This window comes from Pantoea phytobeneficialis (assembly GCF_009728735.1).
GTDB classification, from domain to species: Bacteria; Pseudomonadota; Gammaproteobacteria; order Enterobacterales; family Enterobacteriaceae; genus Pantoea; species Pantoea phytobeneficialis.
Map to the genome: position 1 here is coordinate 3,175,861 of NZ_CP024636.1, position 25,924 is coordinate 3,201,784.

Annotated in this window: 23 protein-coding genes; 14 read left to right on the top strand and 9 right to left on the bottom strand. The window is 54.0% G+C overall.

Annotation, left to right across the window (positions count from 1 at the left end; all coding sequences use genetic code 11):
- Positions 1-774, top strand: a complete 774-nt coding sequence (hisP, locus tag CTZ24_RS14770; RefSeq protein WP_021185092.1) for a histidine ABC transporter ATP-binding protein HisP — start codon at positions 1-3, stop codon at positions 772-774.
- 98 nt (positions 775-872) lie between these two features.
- Here the strand turns inward: hisP and CTZ24_RS14775 are convergent, their stop codons facing one another.
- The gene (locus CTZ24_RS14775) at positions 873-1,766 is read right to left on the bottom strand and encodes a TIGR01777 family oxidoreductase (RefSeq protein ID WP_208723909.1); all 894 of its coding nucleotides are present in this window, start codon (positions 1,764-1,766) and stop codon (positions 873-875) included.
- 203 nt (positions 1,767-1,969) lie between these two features.
- Here CTZ24_RS14775 and yfcF point away from each other — a divergent pair, with 203 nt between their 5' ends.
- Complete coding sequence (gene yfcF, locus CTZ24_RS14780) at positions 1,970-2,611, top strand: glutathione transferase (protein ID WP_021185090.1); 642 nt, start codon at positions 1,970-1,972, stop codon at positions 2,609-2,611.
- A 111-nt stretch (positions 2,612-2,722) separates the two neighbouring features.
- A complete protein-coding gene (gene yfcD, locus CTZ24_RS14785) occupies positions 2,723-3,241 on the top strand; it encodes an NUDIX hydrolase YfcD (RefSeq protein WP_021185089.1) in 519 nt (172 codons plus the stop codon).
- Between the two features lie 29 nt (positions 3,242-3,270).
- Here yfcD and CTZ24_RS14790 read toward each other — a convergent pair whose 3' ends face one another.
- The 4 genes from CTZ24_RS14790 to CTZ24_RS14805 all read right to left on the bottom strand — a co-directional run bounded on the left by CTZ24_RS14790 (position 3,271) and on the right by CTZ24_RS14805 (position 7,895).
- Positions 3,271-4,098 (bottom strand): ABC transporter permease, encoded by an 828-nt coding sequence (locus tag CTZ24_RS14790; protein ID WP_021185088.1) that lies wholly within the window; start codon positions 4,096-4,098, stop codon positions 3,271-3,273.
- A 12-nt stretch (positions 4,099-4,110) separates the two neighbouring features.
- Positions 4,111-5,379 carry an ABC transporter permease gene (locus CTZ24_RS14795; RefSeq protein WP_208723910.1) on the bottom strand — a complete coding sequence of 423 codons (1,269 nt, stop codon included), beginning with the start codon at positions 5,377-5,379 and terminating at the stop codon, positions 4,111-4,113.
- 114 nt (positions 5,380-5,493) lie between these two features.
- Complete coding sequence (locus tag CTZ24_RS14800) at positions 5,494-6,519, bottom strand: ABC transporter substrate-binding protein (protein ID WP_021185086.1); 1,026 nt, start codon at positions 6,517-6,519, stop codon at positions 5,494-5,496.
- 116 nt (positions 6,520-6,635) lie between these two features.
- Positions 6,636-7,895: a 4-aminobutyrate--2-oxoglutarate transaminase gene (locus CTZ24_RS14805; protein WP_208723911.1), complete on the bottom strand. Its 1,260-nt coding sequence runs from the start codon at positions 7,893-7,895 to the stop codon at positions 6,636-6,638.
- A gap of 122 nt (positions 7,896-8,017) precedes the next feature.
- On the opposite strand from CTZ24_RS14805, the gene pdxR reads away from it, so the two are divergent.
- Entirely contained in the window at positions 8,018-9,514 is a 1,497-nt protein-coding gene (pdxR, locus tag CTZ24_RS14810; protein WP_208723912.1) for a MocR-like pyridoxine biosynthesis transcription factor PdxR, read from the top strand.
- A gap of 277 nt (positions 9,515-9,791) precedes the next feature.
- Positions 9,792-10,877 (top strand): ABC transporter ATP-binding protein, encoded by a 1,086-nt coding sequence (locus CTZ24_RS14815; protein ID WP_013509895.1) that lies wholly within the window; start codon positions 9,792-9,794, stop codon positions 10,875-10,877.
- 103 nt (positions 10,878-10,980) lie between these two features.
- On the opposite strand, the gene pta is transcribed toward CTZ24_RS14815, so the two are convergent.
- Together pta and ackA are read right to left on the bottom strand one after the other, a co-directional pair.
- A complete protein-coding gene (pta, locus tag CTZ24_RS14820; RefSeq protein WP_208723913.1) occupies positions 10,981-13,125 on the bottom strand; it encodes a phosphate acetyltransferase in 2,145 nt (714 codons plus the stop codon).
- 69 nt (positions 13,126-13,194) lie between these two features.
- On the bottom strand, positions 13,195-14,397 hold the full coding sequence (ackA, locus tag CTZ24_RS14825) for an acetate kinase (protein ID WP_208723914.1): 1,203 nt from the start codon (positions 14,395-14,397) through the stop codon (positions 13,195-13,197).
- A gap of 338 nt (positions 14,398-14,735) precedes the next feature.
- On the opposite strand from ackA, the gene yfbV reads away from it, so the two are divergent.
- From yfbV to CTZ24_RS14840, 3 genes are all read left to right on the top strand, one after another.
- Positions 14,736-15,188, top strand: coding sequence for a terminus macrodomain insulation protein YfbV (yfbV, locus tag CTZ24_RS14830; RefSeq protein ID WP_036626815.1), 453 nt, complete (start codon positions 14,736-14,738; stop codon positions 15,186-15,188).
- 152 nt (positions 15,189-15,340) lie between these two features.
- Positions 15,341-15,835 (top strand): YfbU family protein, encoded by a 495-nt coding sequence (locus CTZ24_RS14835; RefSeq protein WP_021185078.1) that lies wholly within the window; start codon positions 15,341-15,343, stop codon positions 15,833-15,835.
- 14 nt (positions 15,836-15,849) lie between these two features.
- A complete protein-coding gene (locus CTZ24_RS14840) occupies positions 15,850-16,509 on the top strand; it encodes a sugar phosphatase (RefSeq protein WP_208723915.1) in 660 nt (219 codons plus the stop codon).
- Positions 16,510-16,548: 39 nt separating this feature from the next.
- On the opposite strand, the gene yfbR is transcribed toward CTZ24_RS14840, so the two are convergent.
- Positions 16,549-17,148, bottom strand: coding sequence for a 5'-deoxynucleotidase (gene yfbR / locus CTZ24_RS14845; RefSeq protein ID WP_021185076.1), 600 nt, complete (start codon positions 17,146-17,148; stop codon positions 16,549-16,551).
- A 69-nt stretch (positions 17,149-17,217) separates the two neighbouring features.
- Positions 17,218-18,435: a pyridoxal phosphate-dependent aminotransferase gene (locus CTZ24_RS14850; RefSeq protein ID WP_013509888.1), complete on the bottom strand. Its 1,218-nt coding sequence runs from the start codon at positions 18,433-18,435 to the stop codon at positions 17,218-17,220.
- Positions 18,436-19,401: 966 nt separating this feature from the next.
- On the opposite strand from CTZ24_RS14850, the gene lrhA reads away from it, so the two are divergent.
- The 6 genes from lrhA (at position 19,402) to nuoF (ending at position 25,899) form a co-directional block, all read left to right on the top strand.
- Positions 19,402-20,325, top strand: coding sequence for a transcriptional regulator LrhA (gene lrhA / locus CTZ24_RS14855; RefSeq protein WP_007889314.1), 924 nt, complete (start codon positions 19,402-19,404; stop codon positions 20,323-20,325).
- 660 nt (positions 20,326-20,985) lie between these two features.
- Positions 20,986-21,429: an NADH-quinone oxidoreductase subunit A gene (locus CTZ24_RS14860; protein ID WP_021185075.1), complete on the top strand. Its 444-nt coding sequence runs from the start codon at positions 20,986-20,988 to the stop codon at positions 21,427-21,429.
- Positions 21,430-21,444: 15 nt separating this feature from the next.
- Positions 21,445-22,122 (top strand): NuoB/complex I 20 kDa subunit family protein, encoded by a 678-nt coding sequence (locus CTZ24_RS14865; RefSeq protein ID WP_013509885.1) that lies wholly within the window; start codon positions 21,445-21,447, stop codon positions 22,120-22,122.
- A 116-nt stretch (positions 22,123-22,238) separates the two neighbouring features.
- Positions 22,239-24,038 (top strand): NADH-quinone oxidoreductase subunit C/D, encoded by a 1,800-nt coding sequence (gene nuoC, locus CTZ24_RS14870; RefSeq protein WP_021185074.1) that lies wholly within the window; start codon positions 22,239-22,241, stop codon positions 24,036-24,038.
- A 2-nt stretch (positions 24,039-24,040) separates the two neighbouring features.
- Complete coding sequence (gene nuoE, locus CTZ24_RS14875; protein ID WP_208723916.1) at positions 24,041-24,556, top strand: NADH-quinone oxidoreductase subunit NuoE; 516 nt, start codon at positions 24,041-24,043, stop codon at positions 24,554-24,556.
- A gap of 2 nt (positions 24,557-24,558) precedes the next feature.
- Positions 24,559-25,899: an NADH-quinone oxidoreductase subunit NuoF gene (nuoF, locus tag CTZ24_RS14880; protein ID WP_152521892.1), complete on the top strand. Its 1,341-nt coding sequence runs from the start codon at positions 24,559-24,561 to the stop codon at positions 25,897-25,899.
- The last annotated feature ends 25 nt before the right edge of the window (positions 25,900-25,924 follow it).

Genomic DNA, 25,924 nt, shown 5'->3' on the forward strand with positions numbered 1-25,924 from the left:
ATGTCTGAAAATAAATTAAGCGTTACCGAACTGCATAAGCGTTACGGTGAACATGAAGTCCTGAAAGGTGTGTCATTACAGGCAGATGCCGGGGACGTTATCAGTATTATTGGCTCGTCAGGTTCCGGGAAAAGTACTTTTCTGCGCTGCATTAACTTCCTCGAAAAACCGAGTGAAGGCACCATTGCCGTCAATAATGAGCAGATCAATCTGGTACGCGATACCGATGGTCAGTTAAAGGTGTCGAACAAAGAGCAGCTGCGTTCCTTGCGTACCCGCCTGACTATGGTGTTCCAGCACTTCAACCTGTGGAGCCATATGACGGTGCTGGAAAACGTCATGGAAGCACCGATCCAGGTTTTAGGATTGAGCAAAGCAGAAGCGCGTGAACGTGCCATTAAGTATCTCGATAAAGTCGGTATTGACGAGCGCGCCCGTGCGAAATATCCGGTGCATCTTTCTGGCGGTCAGCAGCAGCGTGTGTCCATCGCCCGTGCGCTGGCAATGGAACCTGAAGTGTTGTTGTTTGACGAACCAACCTCAGCCCTCGATCCTGAGCTGGTTGGCGAAGTGCTGCGCATCATGCAGAAGCTGGCTGAAGAGGGTAAAACCATGGTGGTGGTGACGCACGAAATGGAGTTTGCCCGTCATGTCTCCAGCCATGTGATTTTCCTGCATCAGGGTAAAATTGAGGAACAGGGCGCGCCGGATGAGGTGTTTAACAATCCGAAAAGCCCACGCCTGCAACAATTCCTGAAGGGTTCATTGAAATAATCGATCCCGCTGTAGCGGCGCGATTTATCGCGCGGGTGTTTCCTGCATCGCGCACGACATTGCGCGATAAATCGCGCCGCTACCAGGGGTTATTATCTTTACGCCGCCGTATCCTCCAGCGCCTCCTGCAAGTCATACCAACGGAAGCCAAATCCTGACTCTTCCAGTCGTTTCGGCAACACATGCTGGCCGCCCAGTACCAAAACCGCAGACTCGCCCATCATTAGTTTGATGGCGCTGGCAGGCGTGCGCATAAAAGCGGGGCGATGCATCACATGACCCAGCGTGGCGGCAAACTGTTCGTTGCGCACAGCGTAGGGGGAGACCAGGTTAAAGGGGCCCTGTAACGGATTATCAATCAGCCACCAGATAGCGTTGACCAAATCATCAATATGAATCCACGGCAGATACTGCTTACCGCTACCAATCGGGCCGCCAACGCCGAGTTTAAACGGCAACTTCATCTTCGCCAGTGCACCGCCTTCTTTCGCCAGCACCACGCCAGTTCGCAGCAGGCATACTCGGGTACGTTCACTCTGAGCCGCCTGGGCCAGTTGTTCCCAGCGGGCACACAGTGTATGGGTAAACTCTTCGTGTCCGGGATCATCCTCTGTAAGTACCAGATCGCCGGTATCACCATAGAATCCGGTCGCTGAACCGGAGATCAAAAATTTCGGTGGCTGGCTGCTGGCGTTGATGAGAGCGACGATTCGTTCAGTAATCTGCCAGCGACTTTCACACAGCCGCTGTTTTTGTTCGGCGGTCCAGCGCTTATCAGCAATGGGTTCACCGGCAAGGTTAATCACGCCATCCACCCCATTTAAATCCTGCTGCTGCGCCAGACCGGACCAGATAGCGACGCGCGGATCCAGCTTTTCGCGCGCGGCGGCGACGTCGCGCGTGACCACGCTGACCTGCTGACCCAGTTGCAGCAGACGCGGGATCAGATGGCGACCAATTAAACCGGTGCCGCCAGTAATAAGCAGATGCATGTTGAGCCTCCTTGTGCTTGTTATGTGCTCAGTTTCAGCATAGAAGAGAAGCGTATAACTGGCGTGACCGCGCCGACGCTTACGATGAAAAATCCGCAGTCTTAACTGGTCTTACCGCCCCAGCAACTGGCCTGACTGCCATTGCCTAATGCGCGAAAAATCGGTAAACATGAAGCACTCCTGATGCATATCCGAGGCAGCCGATGAATTACCCGAACATGACGTTGTGGTCCGATGCTTCTTTCTTTAGCCCTTATGCCATGTCGGTCTACGTAGCACTGACCGAAAAGGGCATCCCGTTCACCCTGAAACGCGTTGACCTGTCGCGTAATGCGCAATGGGATGATGAGTATCGTGCGTTGTCACTTACCTGCCGGGTGCCAACCTTGCAGATTGACGATTTGATCCTGAATGAGTCCTCGGCGATTGCCGAATATCTTGAGGAGCGTTTTCCGGCACCGGAATATGAACGCCTGTACCCGCGCGATCGTGAAAAGCGCGCCCATGCGCGTGAGATTCAGGCGTGGTTGCGCAGCGATTTCATGGCGCTGCGTCAGGAACGTCCGACCGAAGTGTTATTTGCCGGCGAACGTTTTGCGCCGCTGACACCGGCGGGTGAGCAGGCAGCCGAAAAGCTGATCAGCGCGGTGCTGCGCCTGTTGCCGGATGGGCAGCAGAATCTGTTTGGTGAATGGTCAATTGCCGATACCGATCTGGCGGTGATGATTAACCGTCTGGCATTGCACGGCGATCCATTACCGGTGAAGTTACAGCACTATGCCGAGTTCCAATGGCAGCGCGCTTCCGTGCAGCTGTGGCTGGCTGAATCAGGTAAACAGCGCTAAGCACGAAGAGGTCTTGCGATGGGGAAAAGAACCCTTTACCTTACCGCTCACTCTAATAAAGAACAGTAAACAGGCGCGTGCCCGGCACGCCTAAACAGAAAAGGGTTACGGATGGTGGATCAACCTGCAGCTGACGGTATCGAATGGGTAGATATCGTTAACGAAGAGAATGAAGTGATTGCACAGGCCAGCCGCGCACAGATGCGTGCACAATGCCTGCGTCATCGCGCCACCTATATCGTGGTGCACGACGGCATGGGAAAAATTCTGGTGCAACGTCGTACTGAAATCAAAGACTTCATGCCAGGCAAGCTTGATGCTACCGCGGGTGGCGTGGTGCAGAGTGGTGAGGATATGCTGGAATCGGCGCGGCGCGAAGCGGAAGAAGAGCTGGGTATCGCTGCGGTCCCGTTTGCTGAGCACGGCAAATTCTACTTCGAAGATGAACATTGCCGCGTCTGGGGCGGTTTGTTTAGCTGCGTCTCGCACGGTCCTTTTGCTATGCAGGAAGAGGAAGTGGATGAAGTATTCTGGATGACGCCAGAAGAGATCACCGCGCGTTGTGACGAGTTCACCGATGATTCACTGAAAGCCTTGTCGTTGTGGCTAAGTCGCAACAGCGACGCATAAAACAAAGGCGCCAACTGGCGCCTTTTGCATTAATGGGCTGGATGCGACTGACGCATCCGCTCACCCCGTCGCCGTAAGATCTCCATGACAATCAGCAGCACCAGCGACGCTCCAATCATCAGCGTTGCCGCTGCGGCAATGGTTGGATCAAGGTTTTCACGGATCCCCGCGAACATCTGAATCGGTAGCGTGCGCTGGCTTGGACTGGCGAGGAACAGTGTCACCACCACTTCATCGAATGAGGCGGCAAAGGCAAACAGCGCCCCCGAAAATACCCCCGGCGCAATCAGCGGCAGGGTGACTTTGCGAAAAGTCAGCAGCGGTGATGCCCCAAGGCTGGCAGCCGCGCGTGACAGATTGGTGTCATAGCTTTTCAGCACCGCGACCACGGTAATCACTACAAAGGGCACGCCGAGCAAAGTATGCGCCAGTACCAGACCGAGATAGCTGTTCAGCAATGACAGCCGGGCAAAGAAGAAAAACATCCCCACCGCGATGATTACCACGGGAGCCACCATCGGCGAAATGATGATCGCCATGACCAGACCTTTACCTCGAAACTCACCCCGCACCAGACCCATCGATGCCAGCACGCCAAGGACGGTGGCGAGTAACGTCGCCAGCGGCGCTATCAGCAAACTGTTACCCAGCGCGCCCAGCCACTCCTGTGAATGGAAGAAGGTTTGATACCAGCGCAGAGAAAAGCCGCTCAGTGGATAGCTGAGGAACGAGCTGGCATTAAACGACAGCGGCACAATCACCAGAATCGGCAGGATCAAAAACAGCAACACCGCCGCGCCATAGAAGTTGAAGAATGCGCCCCACAGGCGCAGCAGAGTAGAACCTTGTTGTTTCATCTTCGCCACTCCTTAACGCGCCGCCGCTTCAGCGGGGGTACGGGTAACACGAACATAGACGATGTACAGCAGCATCACGATGATCAGCAACTGGCTGCCGAGTGCAGCGGCCATGCCCCAGTTCATGGTGCTGTTCGTAAAGAAGGCCACAAAATAGCTGACCATCTGGTCGTCGGGACCGCCGAGCAGCGCCGGGGTAACGTAATAACCAATCGCCATCATAAATACCAGCAGCGCACCGGCGGTGATACCCGCGAAGGTTTGCGGCACATACACGCGCCAGAAAGCGAGAAACGGATGCGCCCCAAGGGAGATGGCGGCACGCATGTAACTGGGTGAAATGCCTTTCATCACTGCATACAGCGGCAGCACAATAAACGGCAGCAGAATATGGGTCATCGAGATATAGACGCCGAGGCGGTTAAACACCAGCGTCAGCGGATGATCGATCAGGCCAATCCCCATCAGCGCCCGGTTGATCAGCCCGCCCGATTGCAGCAGCACAATCCAACTGGCGGTACGGACAATCAGCGAGGTCCAGAACGGCAGCAGCACCAGAATCATCAACAGGTTGGCACGGCCTGACGGCTGCTTCGCCAGCCAGTAAGCGAGGGGATAGCCGATACCGACACACAACAGGGTCACCACCGTCGCCATCCATAAGGTGCGCAGCAGTACATTTACGTACAGCGCCTGGTCAGCGGGTTGGCTGACGATAGCACCGGTTTTGGCATCGACTTTACGGTCAAAGGCCGACAGCAGATACAGGCTGGTCAGAGGTTTGGCGGCACGTTGCAGCGTGCGCCAGGTGGTGATATCTCCCCACAGCGGCTGTTTGGCAATCAGGATGTTCTTCACATCAACACCATCGGCCGGTGCCTGACGTGGAACGGCCAGGATCAGGCGACGGTAGCTGGCATCTTCGTAGCTGAGACGCTTCGCTGCACTGGCGATTTGTCCCTGATCGCGCGCGGCGATTAACTCTTTCGCCAGCAGGGCATAAAGGTGCTCGTCCGGTAATGCATCCCCCGACCATGCCTGTAAGGCTTTGCTGGTTTGCGGCAACGCCTCTGGCAGTTCCGGGTTATTGATGCTTTGGCTGAGGATCGAACCAATCGGGAAGAGGAAGCAGACCACCACGAACACCAACAACGGCGCAATAAGCAGCAGCGAACGCCGGGTTTTGGCAAACTCACTGCGGTTCAGGCGCTGGCGCAGTGTCGGTTCGTGCGCGTTGGGCGCCGATTGTGCTGGGGTATCCAACACGGGATTTTGGCTCATGGCCGGACTCCTTACTGATATTTCTGCACTCATTCGTAGCGGCGCGATTTATCGCGCAATGCTGTGCGTCGTGCCGGAAAAAAAACGCGATAAATCGCGCCGCTACGGGACTACTTACTTCGCGGCCCAGCTGTTAAAGCGCTGTTCCAGCTCTTCGCCATGCTCCAGCCAGAAATTGGCATCTACCTGTACCGATTTCGCCAGGTTATCCGGCGCGGTTGGCAGTTGCTTCAGACGGGCAGGTTCAAGCAGCGATCCGGCTTTAATATTGGTCGGACCGTAAGGGATATTTTCGGCATAGACTTTCTGGTTTTCCGGCTGGTTAGCAAAGGCGATAAACTTTTCCGCCAGTGCCTTATGTTGCGAACCTTTGACGATGGCCCAGTTGTCCAGGTCATACAGGCCGCCGTCCCAGACGATTTTGAAGTTGTGACCTTCAGCCTGCGCGGTACCAACGCGGCCGTTGTAAGCGGAAGCCATCACCACGTCGCCCGATACCAGCCATTGCAGCGGCTGCGCACCGGATTCCCACCACTGAATATTCGGTTTCAGCTCATCCAGTTTTTTGAAGGCACGATCAACACCGGCCGGGGTCGCCAGCACTTTGTAGACATCTTCACGCTTCACGCCATCGGCCATCAGCGCGATTTCAAGGGTATATTTGGCGCTCTTACGCAGCGCGCGTTTACCCGGGAATTTCTTCACATCCCAGAAGTCAGCCCAGCTGGTCGGGGCGGTTTTCAGTTTGTCGGCGTCATAGGTCAGTACGGTCGACCAGACAAAAATCCCGGCACCGCATTCGCTCACGCTACCGGGAATAAAATCACTTTTTTTCCCCAGCTTGTTCCAGTCGAGAGTTTCGAACAGCCCTTCCTCGCAACCGCGCAGCAGTTCCGGCGTTTCCAGCTCCACCACATCCCAGCCAACCTGTTTGGTTTCAACCATCGCGCGGATACGTGCCATCTCGCCGTTGTACTCGCCCGCGTCAATGGTGCCAAGGCCAGCGGCAGTGAACGGTTTATAGAATGCTTTGTCCTGGGCGTCTTTATTGGTGCCACCAAAAGAGATCACAGTCAGGGTTTCTGCCTGTGCTTGCAGTGCTATGGTAGCGAAAATGAGTACAGCTAACTTTTTAACCATCCCACAACTCCTGAATTATTATTGATGTGCAGGCGAACCTGCGTGGTGTTTGCAATGCAGCTTTTATGCCAGGTAACCGGCGCAGCGCTGGAACGGAGCGATGCGCCGGGGGAGACTTAGTGTTTTGCCAGAATGCCGGTCAGCAGTTGCAAGGCGCTGTCGAACTGCGCGTCCGGAATGGTGAGCGGATAGAGGAAGCGGATCACGTTGCCGTATACACCGCAGGTCAGCAGAATCAACCCTTGAGCCAGCGCCTGTTGCTGGATGGAACGGGCGATATCGGCAGACGGCTTGCCAGCCGCATCGTTAAATTCTGCGGCGATCATCGAACCACGGCCACGTACGTCAACCAGTGCGCGACAACCGGCACCCTGTAAGGTTTCGGTAAGTTTTGCGCCGAGCTGATTGGCACGCTGGCACAGCTGTTCTTCATCGATAACATCGAGCACCGCGTGTGCCGCAGCAATTGCTGGTGGGCTACCGGCGTAGGTGCCGCCCAGACCACCCGGTTGCGGGGCATCCATCACTTCGGCGCGACCGGCCACCGCTGACAGCGGCATGCCGCCTGCCAGGCTCTTCGCCATGGTGATCAGATCGGGTTTGACGTCGTAGTATTCACAGGCGAACAGTTTACCGGTGCGGGCAAACCCGCTCTGAATCTCGTCGGCAATCAGCAGAATTCCGTGCTGGTCACACAGCTTGCGCAGCGCGCTGACAAACTCTGGCGGCGCGACGTTGAAGCCGCCTTCGCCCTGAATCGGTTCGAAAATAATTGCCGCTACCTGCTGTGGGCTGATATCGCATTTGAAAATCGCTTCGAGGCTTTCCAGTGCTGCGGCAACGCTGTGGCCATGCAGTGCGTTGGGATAGCGGGCGTGGAATACCGAGCTGGCAAACGGGCCGAAACCGGTTTTGTAAGGCACCACTTTGCCGGTCAGGGTCATGGTCATATGGGTTCGGCCATGAAACGCACCGGTGAAGGCGATGATACCCGGACGTCCGGTGGCCGCACGGGCAATCTTCACCGCGTTTTCCACCGCTTCTGCGCCGGTGGAGAAGAACGTGGTTTTGGCTGGACCGGCCACCGGTACACGTTCGTTCAAACGCTCGGCCAGGCTGATGTAATTCTCGTACGGGATGACCTGGAATGCGGTGTGAGTGAAGCAATCCAGTTGCTGCTTCACTGCTGCCATCACTTTAGGATGGCGATGACCGGTGTTCAGCACCGCGATGCCAGCGCTGAAATCGGTGTATTCGCGGCCCTGATGATCCCAGAGCGTGGCGTTTTCCGCTTTCACGGCATAGAAATCGCACATCACACCGACCCCACGCGGGGTGGCGTTTAAACGACGTGCCTGTAATTCGCTGTTACTCATAGCTCAACCTCATCATGTGATTCGCCGGCTGATTTCACGCCGGAAAACTGCCCTGCTTGCTTTTTAGCGTTTTCAGGGTTTTATAATCCAGAGCCAGTTTTTTTTATTTTGAGGTACCAATTTTGCGCAGCTTACTGGGTGACCTGCTGTTTCAGCGTTTAAATCAGCTTTCCGGCGGCCCGTTGGCGAAGCGCCTGTACGATGTGTTGCAGGGGGCGATTCAGGAAGGGGCCATTGCCACCGGCGTGCGTTTACCCGCCAGCCGTGACCTGGCGCGCGAGCTGTCGGTATCACGTAATACCGTGCTGGCGGCCTATGAAAAACTGCAATCTGAAGGGTATCTGGAGACGCGAACCGGAAGTGGTACCTTCGTCACCCTTGTGTTGCCTGAAGAGAGCCCGGAAGTGGCACCTGCACCCGCCATCAAACCGCGTGCGATGAGCAACATCCGCTTGTCACGGCGCGGTACGCGGCTGCTGTCGCAAAGTGGGGCCGGGGCGTTCCAGTGGGGGGCGTTTATGCCGGGGGTGCCGGATGTCAGCTACATGCCACACGACATCTGGCGCAAAATCCAGTTGCGTATCAGCCGTCGTCTGCCGGTGGAATCCCTGAGCTACGCCAACCACGGTGGTTGCGTTGAGCTGCAACAGGCGTTGGCTGAGTACCTGCGGGTGATCCGTTCGGTCAACTGCACGGCAGAGCAGGTGCTGGTGACAGCCGGGACGCATCAGTCGCTCGATTTGCTGGCGAAGATGCTGTGCGATCCCGGCGATAGCGCGCTGGTGGAAGAACCGGGCTATTGGGGCATTCGCAATGTGCTGGCGGTTAACGGTATCGAGCTGATCCCCACCGAGGTGGACGAGCAGGGGTTGGTGCTGCCGCCGGAGCAGAGTGACCGACCTGCTCCGCGCCTGATTTGCGTGACGCCATCGCACCAGTATCCGCTTGGGGCGGTGATGAGCCTGCAACGCCGGCATGAGTTATTAAATCGCGCCAAAAGTACCGGTAGCTGGGTGGTTGAGGATGATTACGACGGCGAGTTTCGCTTTGCGGGTAGCCCGATTCCTGCGCTTCAGGGGTTGTCCCCGGATGCGCCGGTGATTTATCTCGGTACTTTCAGCAAGACGCTCTATCCGGGTATCCGCCTGAGTTACATGGTGGTCCCTAAACCGCTGGCGGCCCGCATGAAAATGGCCCATTCGGAGTTGTATCGTGGCGGCTACGGTCTGGTGCAACTGACGCTGGCGGAGTTTATTCGCGAAGGGCATTACGCTGCGCACGTCAGGCGCATGCGGCAGATTTACAGTCGCCGCCGCGCGGCGCTGGTGGCGTTGATCAGCGAAACGCTGGGCGCGTCCTGGGTGGTGCATCACAGCAACGCCGGACTGCACCTGATTCTCGGATTGCCGGAAAGTATCGACGATGTGGCCTTCAGCGCGGAGTTGGAGCAGAACGGCGTGTTAACGCGCCCGTTGTCGTCGTATTACCAGCGCGGCACGCTGCGTCGCGGGTTGCTGCTGGGCTACGCCTGTGTCGACGAAGCGCAGATGGCCACCGCCTTCGCGCCGATTCTGCAACGGTTGCAACATCACCTTAAAACCACGCCTGTTGCTCAGTGATCCGATGTTGCCCTGACACGGTGCAGGGCACGTTATCAGTGCAGTTGAGTTATTTTTAACATTTTCGCAACGTTAATTTTAAAAAGACAATAGAAAACAATAGCCTGCGATTTTTGATTCAGGCTAATTTTGTAGTTGAATTGTCAAATTTCTCTTGTGTTCCTGAAATGCGATGTGGTAGTGCTAAAAAAAGAGCCGCCAGCATGTGCATTTTCAACTTGTTCATGCAGGAACCGTGCCTGGATTACATTTCCTTCACGCATTACGAGAGAACGTCATGAGAAATTTCGTTAGTTTCAGGAACATAAAAAAGAGTTACGACGGCGATAAGCTGGTGGTGCGTAACCTCAATCTTGACGTGGAGGAAGGGGAGTTTCTCACGCTGCTTGGCCCATCCGGTTCGGGTAAAACCACCAGTCTGATGATGCTGGCGGGGTTTGAAACGCCGACTGATGGCGAGATTCTGTTGCGTGATAAACCGTTGCATACGTTGCCGCCGCACCAGCGCGATATTGGTATGGTGTTCCAGAACTATGCGCTGTTCCCGCATATGACCGTGGCGGAGAACCTCGCGTTTCCGCTGTCGATCCGGCGTATGAACAAAGCGGATATCAAATCCCGTGTGGATCGCATCCTTGACATGATCAAGCTCACCTCGCTGGCGGATCGTTACCCGGCGCAAATGTCCGGTGGACAACAGCAACGCGTGGCCCTGGCGCGCGCCCTGGTGTTTGAGCCGAAGCTGGTGTTGATGGATGAACCCCTCGGTGCGCTGGACAAACAATTGCGTGAACATATGCAGATGGAGATCAAACAGTTACACGATATGCTCGGCCTGACGATCGTCTATGTGACGCACGATCAAAGCGAAGCAATGACCATGTCCGATCGGGTAGCGGTGTTTAACGACGGTATGATCCAGCAGATGGACAGCCCGGATAAACTTTACGAGCAGCCGGAGAACGCCTTCGTTGCGCAGTTTATCGGTGAAAACAACAGCTTGCTGGCAACGCAGGTGGCGCAGAACGGTGATTTCTATCAGGTTAAACTGGATGACGGTACACAACTGGATGCGTTAAAAGTGCGTCCCAGTTCACCGGGTAAAAAGATCCAGCTCAGCATTCGTCCGGAGCGCGTCAACGTCAATGCACCGGAGCAGGGCGATCAGATCGTGCAGGCACAGATCCAGCAGTTTATTTATCTTGGCGACCATGTGCGGATGTTGACCAGCGTAGCAGGTCAGGGGAATTTTATGGTGAAACTGTCGCCATCGAAGATGGACAAGAGTTGGCAGCCGGGTGCACAGGTGACGCTATCGTGGCAGCCGCAGCATCTGCGTGCGCTGGATGTGATGTTGCAATAATGCAGTAATGCGCGATAAATCGCGCCGCTACCAACGTTTTCCTGGCCGTAGCGGCGCGATTTATCGCGCAAAAAAAGGCGTCCCACGGGACGCCTTTAGCGTTTTAACCTTCAGCCTGCTGTGACTGAATCGCCGTCAGCGCGATGGTGTAGACGATATCATCTACCAGCGCACCGCGTGACAGGTCGTTCACCGGCTTACGCATCCCCTGCAACATCGGCCCGATGGAGATCAGGTCAGCGGAACGCTGTACCGCTTTGTAGGTGGTGTTACCGGTGTTGAGATCCGGGAAGATAAACACGGTCGCACGGCCCGCAACCTGCGAGTTCGGCGCTTTGGATTTCGCCACGTCTTCCATGATGGCGGCGTCATACTGCAACGGACCGTCGATCACCAGATCCGGACGTTTTTCCTGCGCGATACGGGTCGCTTCACGCACTTTCTCTACATCGCTACCGGCACCAGAGTTACCGGTGGAGTAGGAGATCATTGCCACGCGCGGATCGATACCGAAGGCTTTGGCCGAGTCGGCAGACTGAATCGCGATTTCTGCCAGCTGTTCCGGGTTCGGATCCGGGTTGATAGCGCAGTCGCCATACACCAGCACCTGCTCCGGCAACAGCATAAAGAACACCGAGGAAACCAGTGAGCTGTTCGGCGCGGTTTTGATCAACTGCAACGGCGGACGGATGGTGTTAGCGGTGGTGTGAACGGCACCGGATACCAGGCCGTCGACTTCGCCACTTTCCAGCATCATGGTGCCGAGCACCACGTTATCTTCCAGTTGCTCCTGCGCGACCACTTCGGTCATGCCTTTGCTCTTACGCAGTTCGACCAGGCGTGGCACGTAGTTCCCACGGACCACTTCCGGATCAACAATCTCGATACCTTTACCCAGTTCAACACCCTGTGCCGCAGCAACGCGTTGGATCTCGTCCGGATTACCCAGCAGCACGCAGGTGGCGATGCCACGTTCGGCACAGATTGCGGCCGCTTTCACGGTACGCGGTTCGTCGCCTTCCGGCAGTACGATGCGTTTGCCCGCTTTGCGTGCCAGCTCGGTCAACTGGTAGCGGAATGCTGGCGGTGACAGACGACGGCTGCGCTCTGACGTCGCCGTCAGCGACTCGATCCAGTCGTTGTTGATGTAGCTGGCAACGTACTCCTGCACTTTTTCGATGCGCTGGGTATCGTCAGCCGGAACCTCAAGGTTAAAGCTTTGCAGGCTGAGCGAGGTTTGCCAGGTGTTGGTTTTCACCATAAAGACCGGCAGGCCAGTCTGGAAGGCGCGTTCGCACAGACGACCAATACGTTCATCGATCTGATAACCGCCGGTCAGCAGAATGGCACCGATTTCTACGCCATTCATCGCGGCCAGGCAGGCTGCAACCAGCACATCCGGGCGGTCTGCCGAGGTCACCAGCAGGGAACCCGGACGGAAATGTTCCAGCATATGCGGGATGCTGCGGGCGCAGAAGGTGACGGATTTCACCCGACGGGTGTGGATGTCGCCTTCATTGATGATGTCAGCGTTCAGGTGACGGGACATATCAATCGCACGGGTAGCGATCAGATCAAAGCTCCACGGCACGCAACCCAACACCGGCAGCGGGCTGTCAGCAAACAGCTGCTTCGGATCGATGTTGGCGATGCTGGCTTTGGAGGAGTCGTCAAAGATCTCTGACAGGTCAGGACGCGTACGGCCTTGTTCATCGACCGGGGCGTTCAGTTTATTGATGATCACGCCGGTGATGTTTTTGTTCTTGCTGCCGCCAAAGCTGCTTTGCGTCAGTTCGATACGTTCTTTCAGCTGCGCCGGTGAATCGTTGCCCAGTGCGGTCACAAACACGATTTCCGCATTCAGGGTCTTGGCGATTTCATAGTTCAGCGCAGAGGCAAACTGATGTTTGCGCGTCGGCACCAGACCTTCAACCAGCACCACTTCCGCGTCTTTGGTGTTTTCGTGGTAGCGGGCGATGATCTCTTCCATCAGCACATCCTGCTGGTTAGAACCGAGCAGCGACTCAACGCGTGACATCAGCAGCGGTTCGGCGGCTGGGATGGCGGAGTTCTTACGAATGATGGTGGTGGTCTGGTCTGGCGTATCGCCGCCAGCGCGCGGCTGGGCGATAGGCTTAAATACGCTCAGGCGCACGCCTTTGCGTTCCATCGCACGGATCACGCCGAGGCTGACGCTGGTCAGGCCGACGCTGGTGCCGGTAGGAATGAGCATAATTGTACGAGACACGTTATATCCTCTCTGGTATTGCAATGGCTCAAAACAACTCCGTCAGCCTGAGCTGACGGAGAGAAGCATTTATGCGGTAAGACGCGCAGCGTCCTGGGCGATGACCAACTCTTCGTTGGTCGGGATGACCAGTGCCGGGCGAGTCCCTTCTTTGTTAATGAAGCCAGACTTGCCGAAACGCGCGGCCAGGTTACGTTCGTGATCCACTTCGAAGCCGATCAACCCCAGTTTCTGCAATGACAGTTCGCGTACCATCGCGGCATTCTCACCGATACCGCCGGTGAACACCACGGCGTCGAGGCGGCCTTCCATCAGGGAGGTGTAGCCACCGATATACTTCGCCAGACGATGACAGAACACGTCCATAGCGCGTTTAGCATCTTCTTTGGTGGTGTAGTTATCTTCGACATAACGGCAGTCGCTGGTGACTTCGGTCAGACCCAGCAGGCCGGACTCTTTGGTCAGCAGTTTGTTGATGGCATCCACGCTCATGCCGAGGGTGTCGTGCAGGAAGAATACGATCGCCGGATCGATGTCACCGCTGCGGGTACCCATCACCAGACCTTCCAGCGGCGTCAGACCCATTGAGGTATCAACGCACACGCCGTTGCGAATGGCCGAAACAGAACCGCCATTGCCAAGGTGGCAAGTGATCACATTCAGTTCTGTCACCGGTTTATCCAGCATTTTGGCCGCTTCCTGAGTCACATAATAGTGACTGGTACCATGCGCACCATAACGACGTACGCCGTGCTCTTTATACAGTTTGTAGGGCAGGGCGTAGAGATAAGATTCTTCAGGCATTGTCTGATGGAAAGCTGTATCAAAAACCGCCACATTCTTGTCAGACAGATGCGGGAAGTTTTTCATCGCTTCGTCGATACCAATCAGGTGTGCCGGATTGTGCAGCGGAGCAAAGGAAGAAGCGTCTTTAATCCCCTGGATTACGGATTCATCAATCACAACGGATTGGGTCAGCTGTTCGCCGCCATGCACGATGCGATGACCGATTGCAGCGATTTGTGCCGACAGCTCTGGTTTTTGTGCCAGAATAGTTTTAACAATGAAGTTGAGGGCTTCGCTATGCGCGGCACCCGCACCCAGAGGGGCTTCCTGTTTGCTACCTTCCAGTTTCCACTTAATGCGTGCTTCGGGCAGATGGAAGCATTCAGCCAGACCGGAGAGATATTCGTCGCCGCTGGCGGGGTTGAGGATGGCAAACTTGAGTGAGGAGCTGCCGCAGTTCAGAACCAGAACTAACTTCGTCGACATGGAAGTACCTATTGGTTAAATAGTGGCGAAAAATAACGCGATCAGACTAACAGCGTAGCCCATGAAAGCTGGTAAATTAATGATTAACATCATGCGGTAGTCAAAAAGAGACCGTTCCGCAAAAAATTTTGGTAATTTTACGCGAATTTTTGAAATCCGCTTAGCGAAACATGGCTCTAAACTGTTCTTTAATTGAGCAGTAGCTTCCGGTAATGTTGCTAAAACGGCGTCAGAATACTCAGTGTCACCCTTAAAGACAAAAACTTTTGAAGGATGTCACGTAAAGTTGTGTAGTTATCAGTTTATTTTAAATGTTGTAAGAATAGTTGAGGTCTATCATGGCGAATGACACGGGCAATCCTGGCTGGTTCGGCTTATTTCAGCGCGGACAGCATTACATGAAGACCTGGCCGGCTGATAAACGCCTGGCACCTGTTTTTCCTGAAAATCGGGTAGTGACGGCAACGCGTTTTTCTATTCGTTTTATGCCGCCATTGGCTATCTTCACCCTGACCTGGCAAATCGCGATGGGTGGGCAACTGGGACCAGCCGTTGCAACAGCATTATTCGCCTGTAGCCTGCCAATGCAGGGGCTGTGGTGGCTGGGCAAACGTTCGATGACACCGCTTCCGCCAACCTTACTGCAATGGTTCCATGAAGTGCGCGCCAAACTGGAAGAGGCCGGACAGGCGATTGCCCCGGTGGAAGGAAAGCCGACCTATCAGGCGTTGGCGGATGTGTTAAAACGCGCGTTCAAGCAACTCGACCGTACCTTTCTTGACGATCTTTGATCGCAGCGTCTTTTTAACTGCGACAGAATTTGCCGCTTATCCGGGGTCAAATCAAAGAAAAGTGGTGCGGACATACCCGCATCACTTCCGTTGTGCAATCATTTCTCCATTGGTTTAAATTTTAAACGGTCGCAATGACCCTGGAGAACATCATGGAAATGACCCACGCACAGCGGCTCATCCTGTCGAATCAATACAAAATGATGGCGATGCTTGAGCCGGATAATGCCGAGCGCTATCGTCGTTATCAAACCATCATCGAACGCGGCTATGGCCTGCAACTGCGCGAACTGGATAAAGAGTTTGGCGAGTTGAGTGAAGCAACTTGTCGCACCCTGATCGATATCATGGAGATGCACCATGCGTTGCATGTCTCCTGGTCCAATCTCAAAGAGGGTGCACAGATCGAGGAGCGTCGCCTTGCCTTTCTTGGCTTTGATGCCGCGACGGAAGCGCGCTATCTCGGCTATGTGCGTTTTATGGTTAACACCGAAGGGCGTTATACCCATTTCGATTCCGGTACTCACGGTTTTAATGCGCAAACGCCGATGTGGGAAAAATATCAACGGATGTTGGCGTTGTGGCACACTTGCCCCCGCCAGTACCATTTAAGCGCGAATGAGATTGCGCAAATTCTCAATGCCTGAAGAAGGAGTAGCGAGTGACGTACAGAGGTTTTCTGTTTGATTTGGATGGCACGCTGGTGGATTCACTGCCTGCCGTAGAGCGTGCGTGGACACAATGGGGCGCACGCCATGGGTTTACGGCAGACGTCATTCTGAACTTCATTCATGGCAAACAGGCAATAACATCGTTACGTCATTTTATGGCGGGCCAGAGCGAGGAAGCGATTCAGGCGGAGTTTTTGCGTCTGGAAAGCATTGAAGCGTCAGATACTGATGGCGTTCAAGCCTTACCTGGCGCGCAGGTGCTACTGGCAACGCTGAACGAGCTGCAAATTCCGTGGGCAATCGTGACTTCGGGTTCGATTCCGGTTGCTCATGCGCGCCACAAAGCCGCCGGTCTGCCTGCGCCCGCGGTCTTTATCACGGCTGAGAATGTTAAACGCGGCAAGCCGGAGCCGGACGCCTATCTGCTGGGAGCTGAGAAACTGGGGTTAAGCGCGCGTGAATGCGTAGTAGTGGAAGATGCGCCTGCGGGCGTGCTGGCGGGACTGAATGCCGGAAGCGCGGTGATCGCCGTGAATGCCCCAGCCGATACTCCACGTCTCAGCGATGTAACTTTTTCGCTGACTACGCTGGAAGCGTTGGTGGTCACCGGTGATGGGAAGGGCGGTTTTACCCTGTCGCTGAAAGCATAATTCGCAACGGCGCGATTTACCGCGCCGTGAATCACGCCGCTACAGCGGCGTTTCCTGCGAAATCTCGTCCAGTGACAGGCTAAAGCTGGGAATGAACACCTCGACAAAGTAATCCATTTCTGGCGAACGGCGTTGCGCCAGGGTTTTTTCAAGACGCGCTTTTGCCAGCAGGAATTCGTTGTTCCCGGCTGACAACTCCTCAAGACACTTCACGTACGCGCACAAGGCATCGGCTTGCTTCACCACCGCCTGTTCCGCTTCGCTGTGCAGATGTTCGTCCAGTAATGGGCGGTAAGCATCCTGCAATTCAGGAGGCAGCATCTCAATCAGCTTTTGCTGTGCAATTTTCTCTATCTTCTTATATTCATGAGCGATTTGCGCGTTGTAGTACTTCACCGGAGTTGGCAGATCACCGGTCAGCACTTCACTGGCATCATGATAAAGCGCCAGCATCGCAATGCGTTCAGCATTGAGATTACCGTTAAATTTTTTGTTCTTAATGATCGCCAGCGCATGAGCAACCATCGCCACCTGAAGGCTGTGTTCAGAGACGTTTTCAGTGCGCACGTTGCGCATCAGCGGCCAGCGGTTGATCAGTTTGAGACGGGAGAGATGGGCGAAAAAATGGCTTCGGGTCATGAGCGGTTCCTGTCGTACAATGGGGAGAGAGGACTCTCCCCGAAATACCACAACTATACGCGTCTGAGGTTACTGACGATACCCTTGCAGGAAGCGACCAAACTTGCTGATGGCCATTTCCAGATCGTCAACGCGTGGCAGGGTCACGATACGCACATGATCCGGCCACGGCCAGTTGAACGCGGTACCCTGAACCAACAGCACTTTTTCCTGTAGCAGGAAATCGAGCACCATTTTCTGGTCGTCGAACAGGTTGAACTTTTTCGCATCAATACGCGGGAACATATAAAGCGCACCCTGCGGTTTCACACAGCTGACGCCGGGAATGTCATTGATTAATTCCCAGGCGCGCTGACGCTGTTCATATAACCGTCCACCTGGTGCGATAAACTCACTGATGCTCTGGTAGCCACCCAACGCCGTCTGGATTGCGTGTTGCGCCGGTACGTTGGCACACAGGCGCATTGACGCCAGCATCTCCAGACCTTCGATATAGCCTTTGGCATGCTTTTTGGGGCCGTTCAGCACCATCCAGCCCTGACGGAAACCGGCAACGCGATAGGTTTTTGACAGACCGTTAAAGGTAACGGTCAGCAGGTCAGGTGCCAGCGCAGCAATAGAATGATGCTGGGCTTCGTCGTACAAAATCTTGTCGTAGATCTCATCGGCAAAGATGATCAAATTATGCTGACGCGCAATCTCGACAATCTCCAGCAGCAGTTCTTTGCTGTAGACCGCACCGGTCGGGTTGTTCGGGTTGATGATCACAATACCACGCGTGCGCGGCGTGATTTTGCTGCGGATATCATCCAGGTCCGGGAACCAATCCGAAGACTCGTCACACAGATAATGAACCGCTTTACCACTGGAAAGCGAAACCGCTGCTGTCCATAACGGGTAATCAGGTGCGGGCACCAGCATTTCATCGCCGCTGTTCAGCAATGCCTGCATGGCTTGCACGATCAGTTCCGAAACGCCATTACCTATATAGATGTCTTCAACGGTCATATCGCGCATTTCGCGCGCCTGGTAATGCTGCATGATCGCTTTGCGCGCCGAGTAGAGACCTTTGGAGTCACAATACCCTTGTGCGCTGGGCAGGTTGCGGATCACATCAACCAGGATTTCATCGGGGGCTTCAAAACCAAACGGGGCAGGATTGCCAATGTTGAGTTTGAGAACTTTGTTGCCTTCTTCTTCGAGACGTTTCGCCTCTTTCAGTACCGGCCCACGGATGTCATAGCAGACATTATCCAGCTTACCGGATTTATCAATTTGAAAATTCATCGCTACCGCCTTAACGGGCAGAGTCCATTTAACCTGCCACAAAAAACAAACCCGCCCAATTTACTCCTCTCCCCGTAACAAAAGAAGGGTCACCTCAGGTTTTGGCGTGTTTGGCAATTTTTCGAGCTAGTCCTGGGGGAAAAGATATCTTAGACTAATTAAGGTGGTTAAATTGTCCAGTAAAGTAAAGAAAGTTGAAATTTAATGCTGCTTGCGTTGAGGTGGTCTGTAAACACCTTAATCCAGATGATGAGGGTGTGATTAAAAAAAATTTATTCACAACTGCGGGATTGGATTATTAGCGACAGGATGAAATAGTTAAAAAATATTTGTCAGAAGATGAATAGTTAACCGTTATTGGCCCATCCTCTGCTGGCGTTAGAAAATGCACCTCATTCTCATCGAGTTTCAGTGGGCTAATTCAAAGATGGGCCTGGTTCAGATAGCCGCTGGCGGCCTGCGATAAAGAGCATTTGCGCTGAAACTTAAGCTTTCCCTGACAAGTTTAGGAACCAGGAGGGCTTAAAAAATGAGCAGCATTGTGGCAGGATGTGCTGGAAAGGGGTTTTGGTCAAAAATTACAAGGTTTCTGATAAAAACATTTCCCTTTCTGGTGCAAAAATGATTAAGTATAATTTATTATTTGATGCAGTTTACCTCTTCGCATCATCATAACACGCAGTTATCATTTTTTGATCCGCAGCTCCTTTTTGCGGAAAACCAGGCAACTACACAGCTTCCTGCATTTGCGCGATTTACGCTTTCGGCCCGAGAAGTTGTTCTGTCTTATTGACGCCGCTGCTCTGTTTTCAGAGTGACGTAATCGTTGGTATCCGCCTGACACAGTTTTTCATGACAGTCTCCACACAGGGCTGTCATTAAGCACCATTACCTCTTATCCCAATGATGAGTAAGGTAATACACCAGGGTAGTAGTTTGTAAAAAATCTTATAAGTGAAGAAAAACATGACTAATGCAAATCGTCCGATACTGAATCTCGACCTCGATCTGCTGAGAACTTTCGTCGCCGTTGCTGACCTGAACACCTTTGCAGCTGCGGCTGCGGCCGTGTGCAGAACGCAATCAGCAGTAAGCCAGCAGATGCAGCGTCTGGAACAATTGGTAGGTAAAGAGCTGTTTGCCAGACATGGACGTAATAAATTGCTGACGGAGCATGGCATCCAACTGCTGGGCTACGCCAGAAAGATCCTTCGTTTCAACGACGAAGCTTGTACCTCTCTGATGTACAGCAATATTCAGGGTGTGCTGACCATTGGCGCTTCTGATGATACTTCCGACACCATCCTGCCATTCCTGCTTAATCGCGTAACCTCGGTCTATCCGAAACTGGCGATTGATGTTCGCGTGAAGCGCAATCCATTTATGATGGAAATGCTGAACCAGGGCGAAGTAGATTTGGTGGTGACCACCTCCAGTCCGGGTAACTTCACCCATCAGGTACTGCGCACGTCACCGACCTTGTGGTATTGCGCGGCTGACTACATCTTCCAGCGCGGCGAAGCGATTCCTCTGGTGCTGTTGGATGAGCCCAGCCCGTATCGCGATATGGCGATTGACCATCTGAACGAAGCGGGTATCCCGTGGCGTATCTCTTACGTCGCTTCCACCCTGGCTGCGGTCCGTGCTGCGGTTAAAGCCGGGCTTGGGGTCACGGCGCGTCCGGTTGAGATGATGAGTCCGGAGCTGCGCGTGATGGGAGCGGCTGAAGGTTTGCCTGTGTTGCCGGATACGCAATATCTGCTGTGCCGTAACCCGGACAGCGATAACGAGTTGGCGCTGGCGATTTTCAATGCCATGCAATCCACTAACGATCCGTACAACCTGAGCGCGAATCCGGATGGTACGCTGCTGCTGGATGATGAAGAGTAATAACAATTTGAGCCGATAATCGTTCTCAAATAGAACATCGGCCAATTGTTAAAACATCGATAAATAAGCCTTAGCCTGGTTTTTACCGGCTAAGGCTTTTTTTGTGTCATTTTTGTTGGATATTTCAGACGAAATTAGCACCAAATTATTCCCAGCCTTCCAAAAAAATGAAATGCATTCCATTTTTATGTTAAGTGGAACGCTTTTATCATTTCGTGCCATCTTCTCCTGGGCGTTTGCCTGTCCCTTTTGCCGATTTTTACAGCAAAAAGCACTGTTATGTGTTCTGGATCAAAAAAATAGCCCTGAAAAGGACAAGGAAATCCGGTTAATTCCTGTCAAAATATGATTGTTAAATGCACGATCCATGCATGTGAATTCCCGCTACACTGAAATTAACCTCACAAACTGAAGCGATTTAGCTGGCGCAACGGGCCTTGTATGTTAATAATATGCTGCGGATGTAAAATAATGTTTGGATACTTTTGTCAAAGTTGACAAAAGGTTATAGAAAGGAGTAAAAAACCCCATAAAATTGCTGCTTAATTGATAATGACAGCAAAGTTTATAAGGTTTTTTATCCTTCCCTTGAATCGATGTGGTGTGTTTGCTGCGACAGTGCAGGATGCCAGCGCCACTTTTGATGAGTAAGCAAAGAGTATGTCGACAACCACTGAAGTGATCGCTCATCACTGGGCATTTATTGTATTTATTGTTATCGCGTTCGGTCTTTGTGCCTTCATGTTGACCGGTGGCTGGTTGTTAGGTGGACGTGCCCGGGCGCGCTACAAAAACACCCCGTTTGAATCGGGTATCGACTCGGTCGGTGACACCCATATTCGCCTCTCCGCAAAATTCTATCTGGTTGCGATGTTCTTCGTAATTTTCGACGTCGAAGCCCTCTTTTTATACGCATGGTCGACCTCCATCCGCGAAAGCGGCTGGGTCGGCTTTGTCGAAGCCGCAATTTTCATTTTGGTGCTGCTGGCAGGCCTGGTTTACCTGGTTCGCATCGGTGCACTGGATTGGGCGCCTGCGCGTCGTCGCGTTGTCGTCAAATCAATCCCGATCAGTCACAGCCACACCAATCCTCATAAGCAGTAAAAGCGAGGCAATAAGATGGACTACACGCTGACACGCGTAGACCCAAACGGGGGCGATAACGATCGCTATCCGCTGCAAAAACAGGAGATTGTCGCCGATCCTCTGGAGCAGCATGTTCACCGCAGCGTCTACATGGGCAAACTTGAGCATGCCCTGCACGACATGGTGAACTGGGGACGTAAAAACTCTCTCTGGCCGTATAACTTCGGCCTTTCCTGTTGCTACGTGGAAATGACCACGTCATTTACTGCGGTGCATGACGTGGCGCGTTTTGGTGCGGAAGTTATGCGTGCCTCCCCGCGTCAGGCTGACTTCATGGTGATTGCCGGTACGCCCTTTACCAAGATGGCACCGGTGATTCAGCGTTTGTATGACCAGATGCTGGAACCCAAATGGGTAATCTCGATGGGAGCCTGTGCCAACTCCGGCGGCATGTATGACATCTATTCAGTGGTGCAGGGCGTGGATAAATTTCTGCCGGTGGATGTGTACATTCCGGGCTGCCCGCCTCGTCCGGAAGCTTACATGCAGGCGCTGCTGCTGTTACGCGAGTCCATCGGTAAAGAGCGTCGTCCTCTCTCGTGGGTGGTGGGTGATCAGGGTGTGTATCGCGCCAATATGCAGTCGGAACGCGAAAGAAAACGCGGTGAACGCATTGCCGTCACCAACCTGAGAACACCCGACGAAGTTTAAGCTACCCGTACACGGATGGAGCCACGGCCGCAGCAGAACACCACAATTTAATGTGTGCCGCCATCCTGACGCCTTCTTTTGAGTGCCTGATTACAGGCCGGAATGGTGAGTAACGTATGACAGATTTAACCACGCAAGATCTCGCTCAGCCTGCATGGCAAACCCGGGATCACCTGGACGACCCGGTGATCGGCGAGCTGCGTAACCGTTTTGGGCCGGACGCCTTTACCGTTCAGGCTACCCGCACCGGCATCCCGGTGGTTTGGGTGAAGCGTGAACAATTGCTGGAAATTGTTGAATTCCTTCGTAAGCTGCCGAAGCCTTACGTCATGCTTTATGATTTGCATGGCATGGATGAGCGTTTACGTACCAACCGCGCCGGGTTACCTGCCGCGGATTTTTCCGTTTTCTATCATCTGCTATCTATTGAACGCAATCGCGACATCATGCTCAAGGTCGCGTTGTCTGAAAACGATATGCATTTGCCAACCATCACCAAAATTTTCCCGAATGCCAACTGGTATGAGCGCGAAACCTGGGAAATGTTTGGTATGACTTTTGATGGTCACCCGCACCTGACGCGCATCATGATGCCGCAGACGTGGGAAGGGCACCCGCTGCGTAAGGACTATCCGGCGCGCGCGACTGAGTTTGACCCCTTCACGCTGACCAAGCAAAAAGAAGACCTTGAGATGGAGTCGCTGACCTTCAAGCCAGAAGAGTGGGGCATGAAGCGCAGCACCGCCAATGAGGACTTCATGTTCCTCAACCTGGGTCCGAACCACCCGTCTGCACACGGTGCGTTCCGCATCATTCTGCAACTCGACGGTGAAGAGATTGTCGATTGCGTCCCGGATGTCGGTTATCACCACCGTGGTGCCGAAAAGATGGGTGAGCGTCAGTCCTGGCACAGCTATATTCCGTACACCGACCGTATCGAATACCTCGGCGGTTGCGTTAATGAAATGCCGTATGTGCTGGCGGTCGAAAAATTGGCGGGTATCACCGTGCCAGATCGCGTCAATGTGATTCGCGTGATGCTGTCAGAGCTGTTCCGCATCAACAGCCATCTGCTCTATATCTCGACCTTTATTCAGGACGTCGGCGCGATGACGCCGGTGTTCTTTGCCTTTACCGACCGTCAGAAAATCTATGACGTGGTGGAAGCCATCACCGGTTTCCGTATGCACCCGGCATGGTTCCGTATTGGTGGTGTAGCGCACGATCTGCCGAAAGGTTGGGAACGTCTGCTGCGTGACTTCCTCGACTGGATGCCTAAGCGTCTGAAAGAGTACGACAAAGCCGCGCTTCGTAACCGCGTGTTGATGGGGCGTTCACAGGGTGTTGCCGCCTACAACATGGATGAAGCGTTGGCCTGGGGCACCACCGGTGCGGGTCTGCGCGCGACCGGTCTTGATTTTGACGTGCGTAAATGGCGCCCCTATTCAGGTTATGAACACTTCGATTTTGAGATTCCGGTCGGTGCGGGCATCAGCGATGCCTACACCCGCGTGATGCTGAAAATGGAAGAAATGTGGCAGTCGCTGCGTATTCTGGAGCAATGCCTGAAAAATATGCCGGAAGGGCCGTTCAAGGCGGATCACCCGCTGACCACGCCGCCGCCAAAAGAGCGCACGCTACAACACATTGAAACCCTGATTACTCACTTCCTACAGGTTTCCTGGGGGCCGGTAATGCCGGCCAACGAATCCTTCCAGATGATCGAGGCGACCAAAGGGATCAACAGTTACTACCTGACCAGCGACGGCAGCACCATGAGCTACCGCACCCGTGTGCGTACGCCGAGCTTCCCGCATCTGCAACAGATCCCGTCGGTGATCCGTGGCAGCCTGGTATCCGACCTGATCGTTTACCTCGGTAGTATCGATTTTGTTATGTCAGACGTGGACCGCTAATTATGCACGATCAAAAAATTGCCATCCAAACGATCGACCCTAATGAGGTCTTTGTGCTGAGCGAGGCAGAACACCACTCGATTGAGCACGAAAAACACCATTACGAAGATGCGCGTGCGGCTTCGATTGAAGCCCTGAAGATCGTGCAGAAACAGCGTGGCTGGGTCCCCGATGGCGCGATTAACGCCATTGCTGAAGTGCTGGGAATTCCGGCCAGTGACGTGGAAGGTGTCGCGACCTTCTACAGCCAGATTTATCGTCAGCCAGTGGGCCGTCATGTGATTCGCTACTGCGACAGCGTGGTGTGCCATATCACCGGTTATCAGGGTATTCAGGCCGCTTTAGAACAAAACCTGCATATCAAACCGGGCCAGACTACGCCGGACGGTCGCTTTACGCTGCTGCCGACTTGCTGCCTGGGTAACTGTGATAAAGGCCCGACCATGATGGTGGATGAAGACACCCACGTTCATCTGACGCCGGAAGGTATCGCCACTTTACTGGAGCAGTATCAATGACCATCAAACAGATCATTCGTACTGCGGAAACGCATCCTCTGACCTGGCGTCTGCGTGATGACAAACAGCCGGTGTGGATTGATGAATATCGCAGCAAAAACGGTTACGTCGGTGCCGAAAAAGCGCTGAAAGGTATGAGCCAGGACGAAATCGTCGCAGCCGTAAAAGACTCCGGTCTGAAAGGTCGCGGCGGTGCAGGTTTTAACACCGGTCTGAAATGGAGCCTGATGCCGAAAGACGAATCCATGAACATCCGTTACCTGCTGTGTAACGCCGATGAAATGGAGCCGGGCACCTATAAAGACCGCCTGCTGATGGAACAAATGCCGCACCAGTTGGTGGAAGGTATGTTGATCAGCGCCTTTGCGTTGAAAGCTTACCGTGGCTACATCTTCCTGCGTGGTGAATACATCGAAGCAGCGGCCAACCTGCGTAAAGCGATTGCCGAAGCCACCGAAGCGGGCTTTATCGGTAAAAACATCCTCGGCACCGGCTTTGATTTCGAGCTGTTCGTGCATACCGGGGCAGGCCGCTACATTTGTGGTGAAGAGACAGCGTTAATCAACTCACTGGAAGGACGTCGCGCTAACCCGCGTTCCAAGCCACCGTTCCCGGCCAGCGCCGGTGTGTGGGGCAAACCGACCTGTGTTAACAACGTTGAGACGCTGTCAAATGTGCCTGCCATCTTCCTCAATGGGGTGGATTGGTACAAGAACATCTCAAAAAGTGAAGACACCGGCACCAAAATGATGGGCTTCTCAGGCCGCGTAAAAAATCCGGGTGTCTGGGAATTGCCGTTCGGTACTACCGCGCGTGAAATCCTCGAAGACTATGCAGGTGGCATGCGCGATGGCCTGAAGTTCAAAGCCTGGCAGCCAGGTGGCGCAGGGACCGACTTCCTCACCGATCAGCATCTCGACCTGCCGATGGAATTTGCCAGCATTGGTAAAGCCGGTAGTCGTCTGGGTACCGCGCTGGCGATGGCGGTGGATCATGAGATCAACATGGTCTCGCTGGTGCGCAATCTGGAAGAGTTCTTTGCTCGCGAATCCTGCGGCTGGTGTACGCCATGCCGTGATGGTTTGCCGTGGAGCGTGAAGATCCTGCGTGCACTGGAGCAAAAGCAAGGTCAGCCGGGTGATATCGAAACCCTGCAACAACTTTGCCGTCAGCTTGGCCCAGGTAAAACCTTCTGTGCGCATGCGCCGGGTGCCGTCGAGCCGCTGCAAAGCGCGATTAAATATTTCCGTGAAGAGTTTGAAGCCGGCATTGCGCCGCAGGTGTTTGGCAATACCCGCGCTATTGGCGGTATTCAGCCCAACCTGCTGAAAGCGCGCTGGTAATCAGCCGCCGTACACGGATAACCCT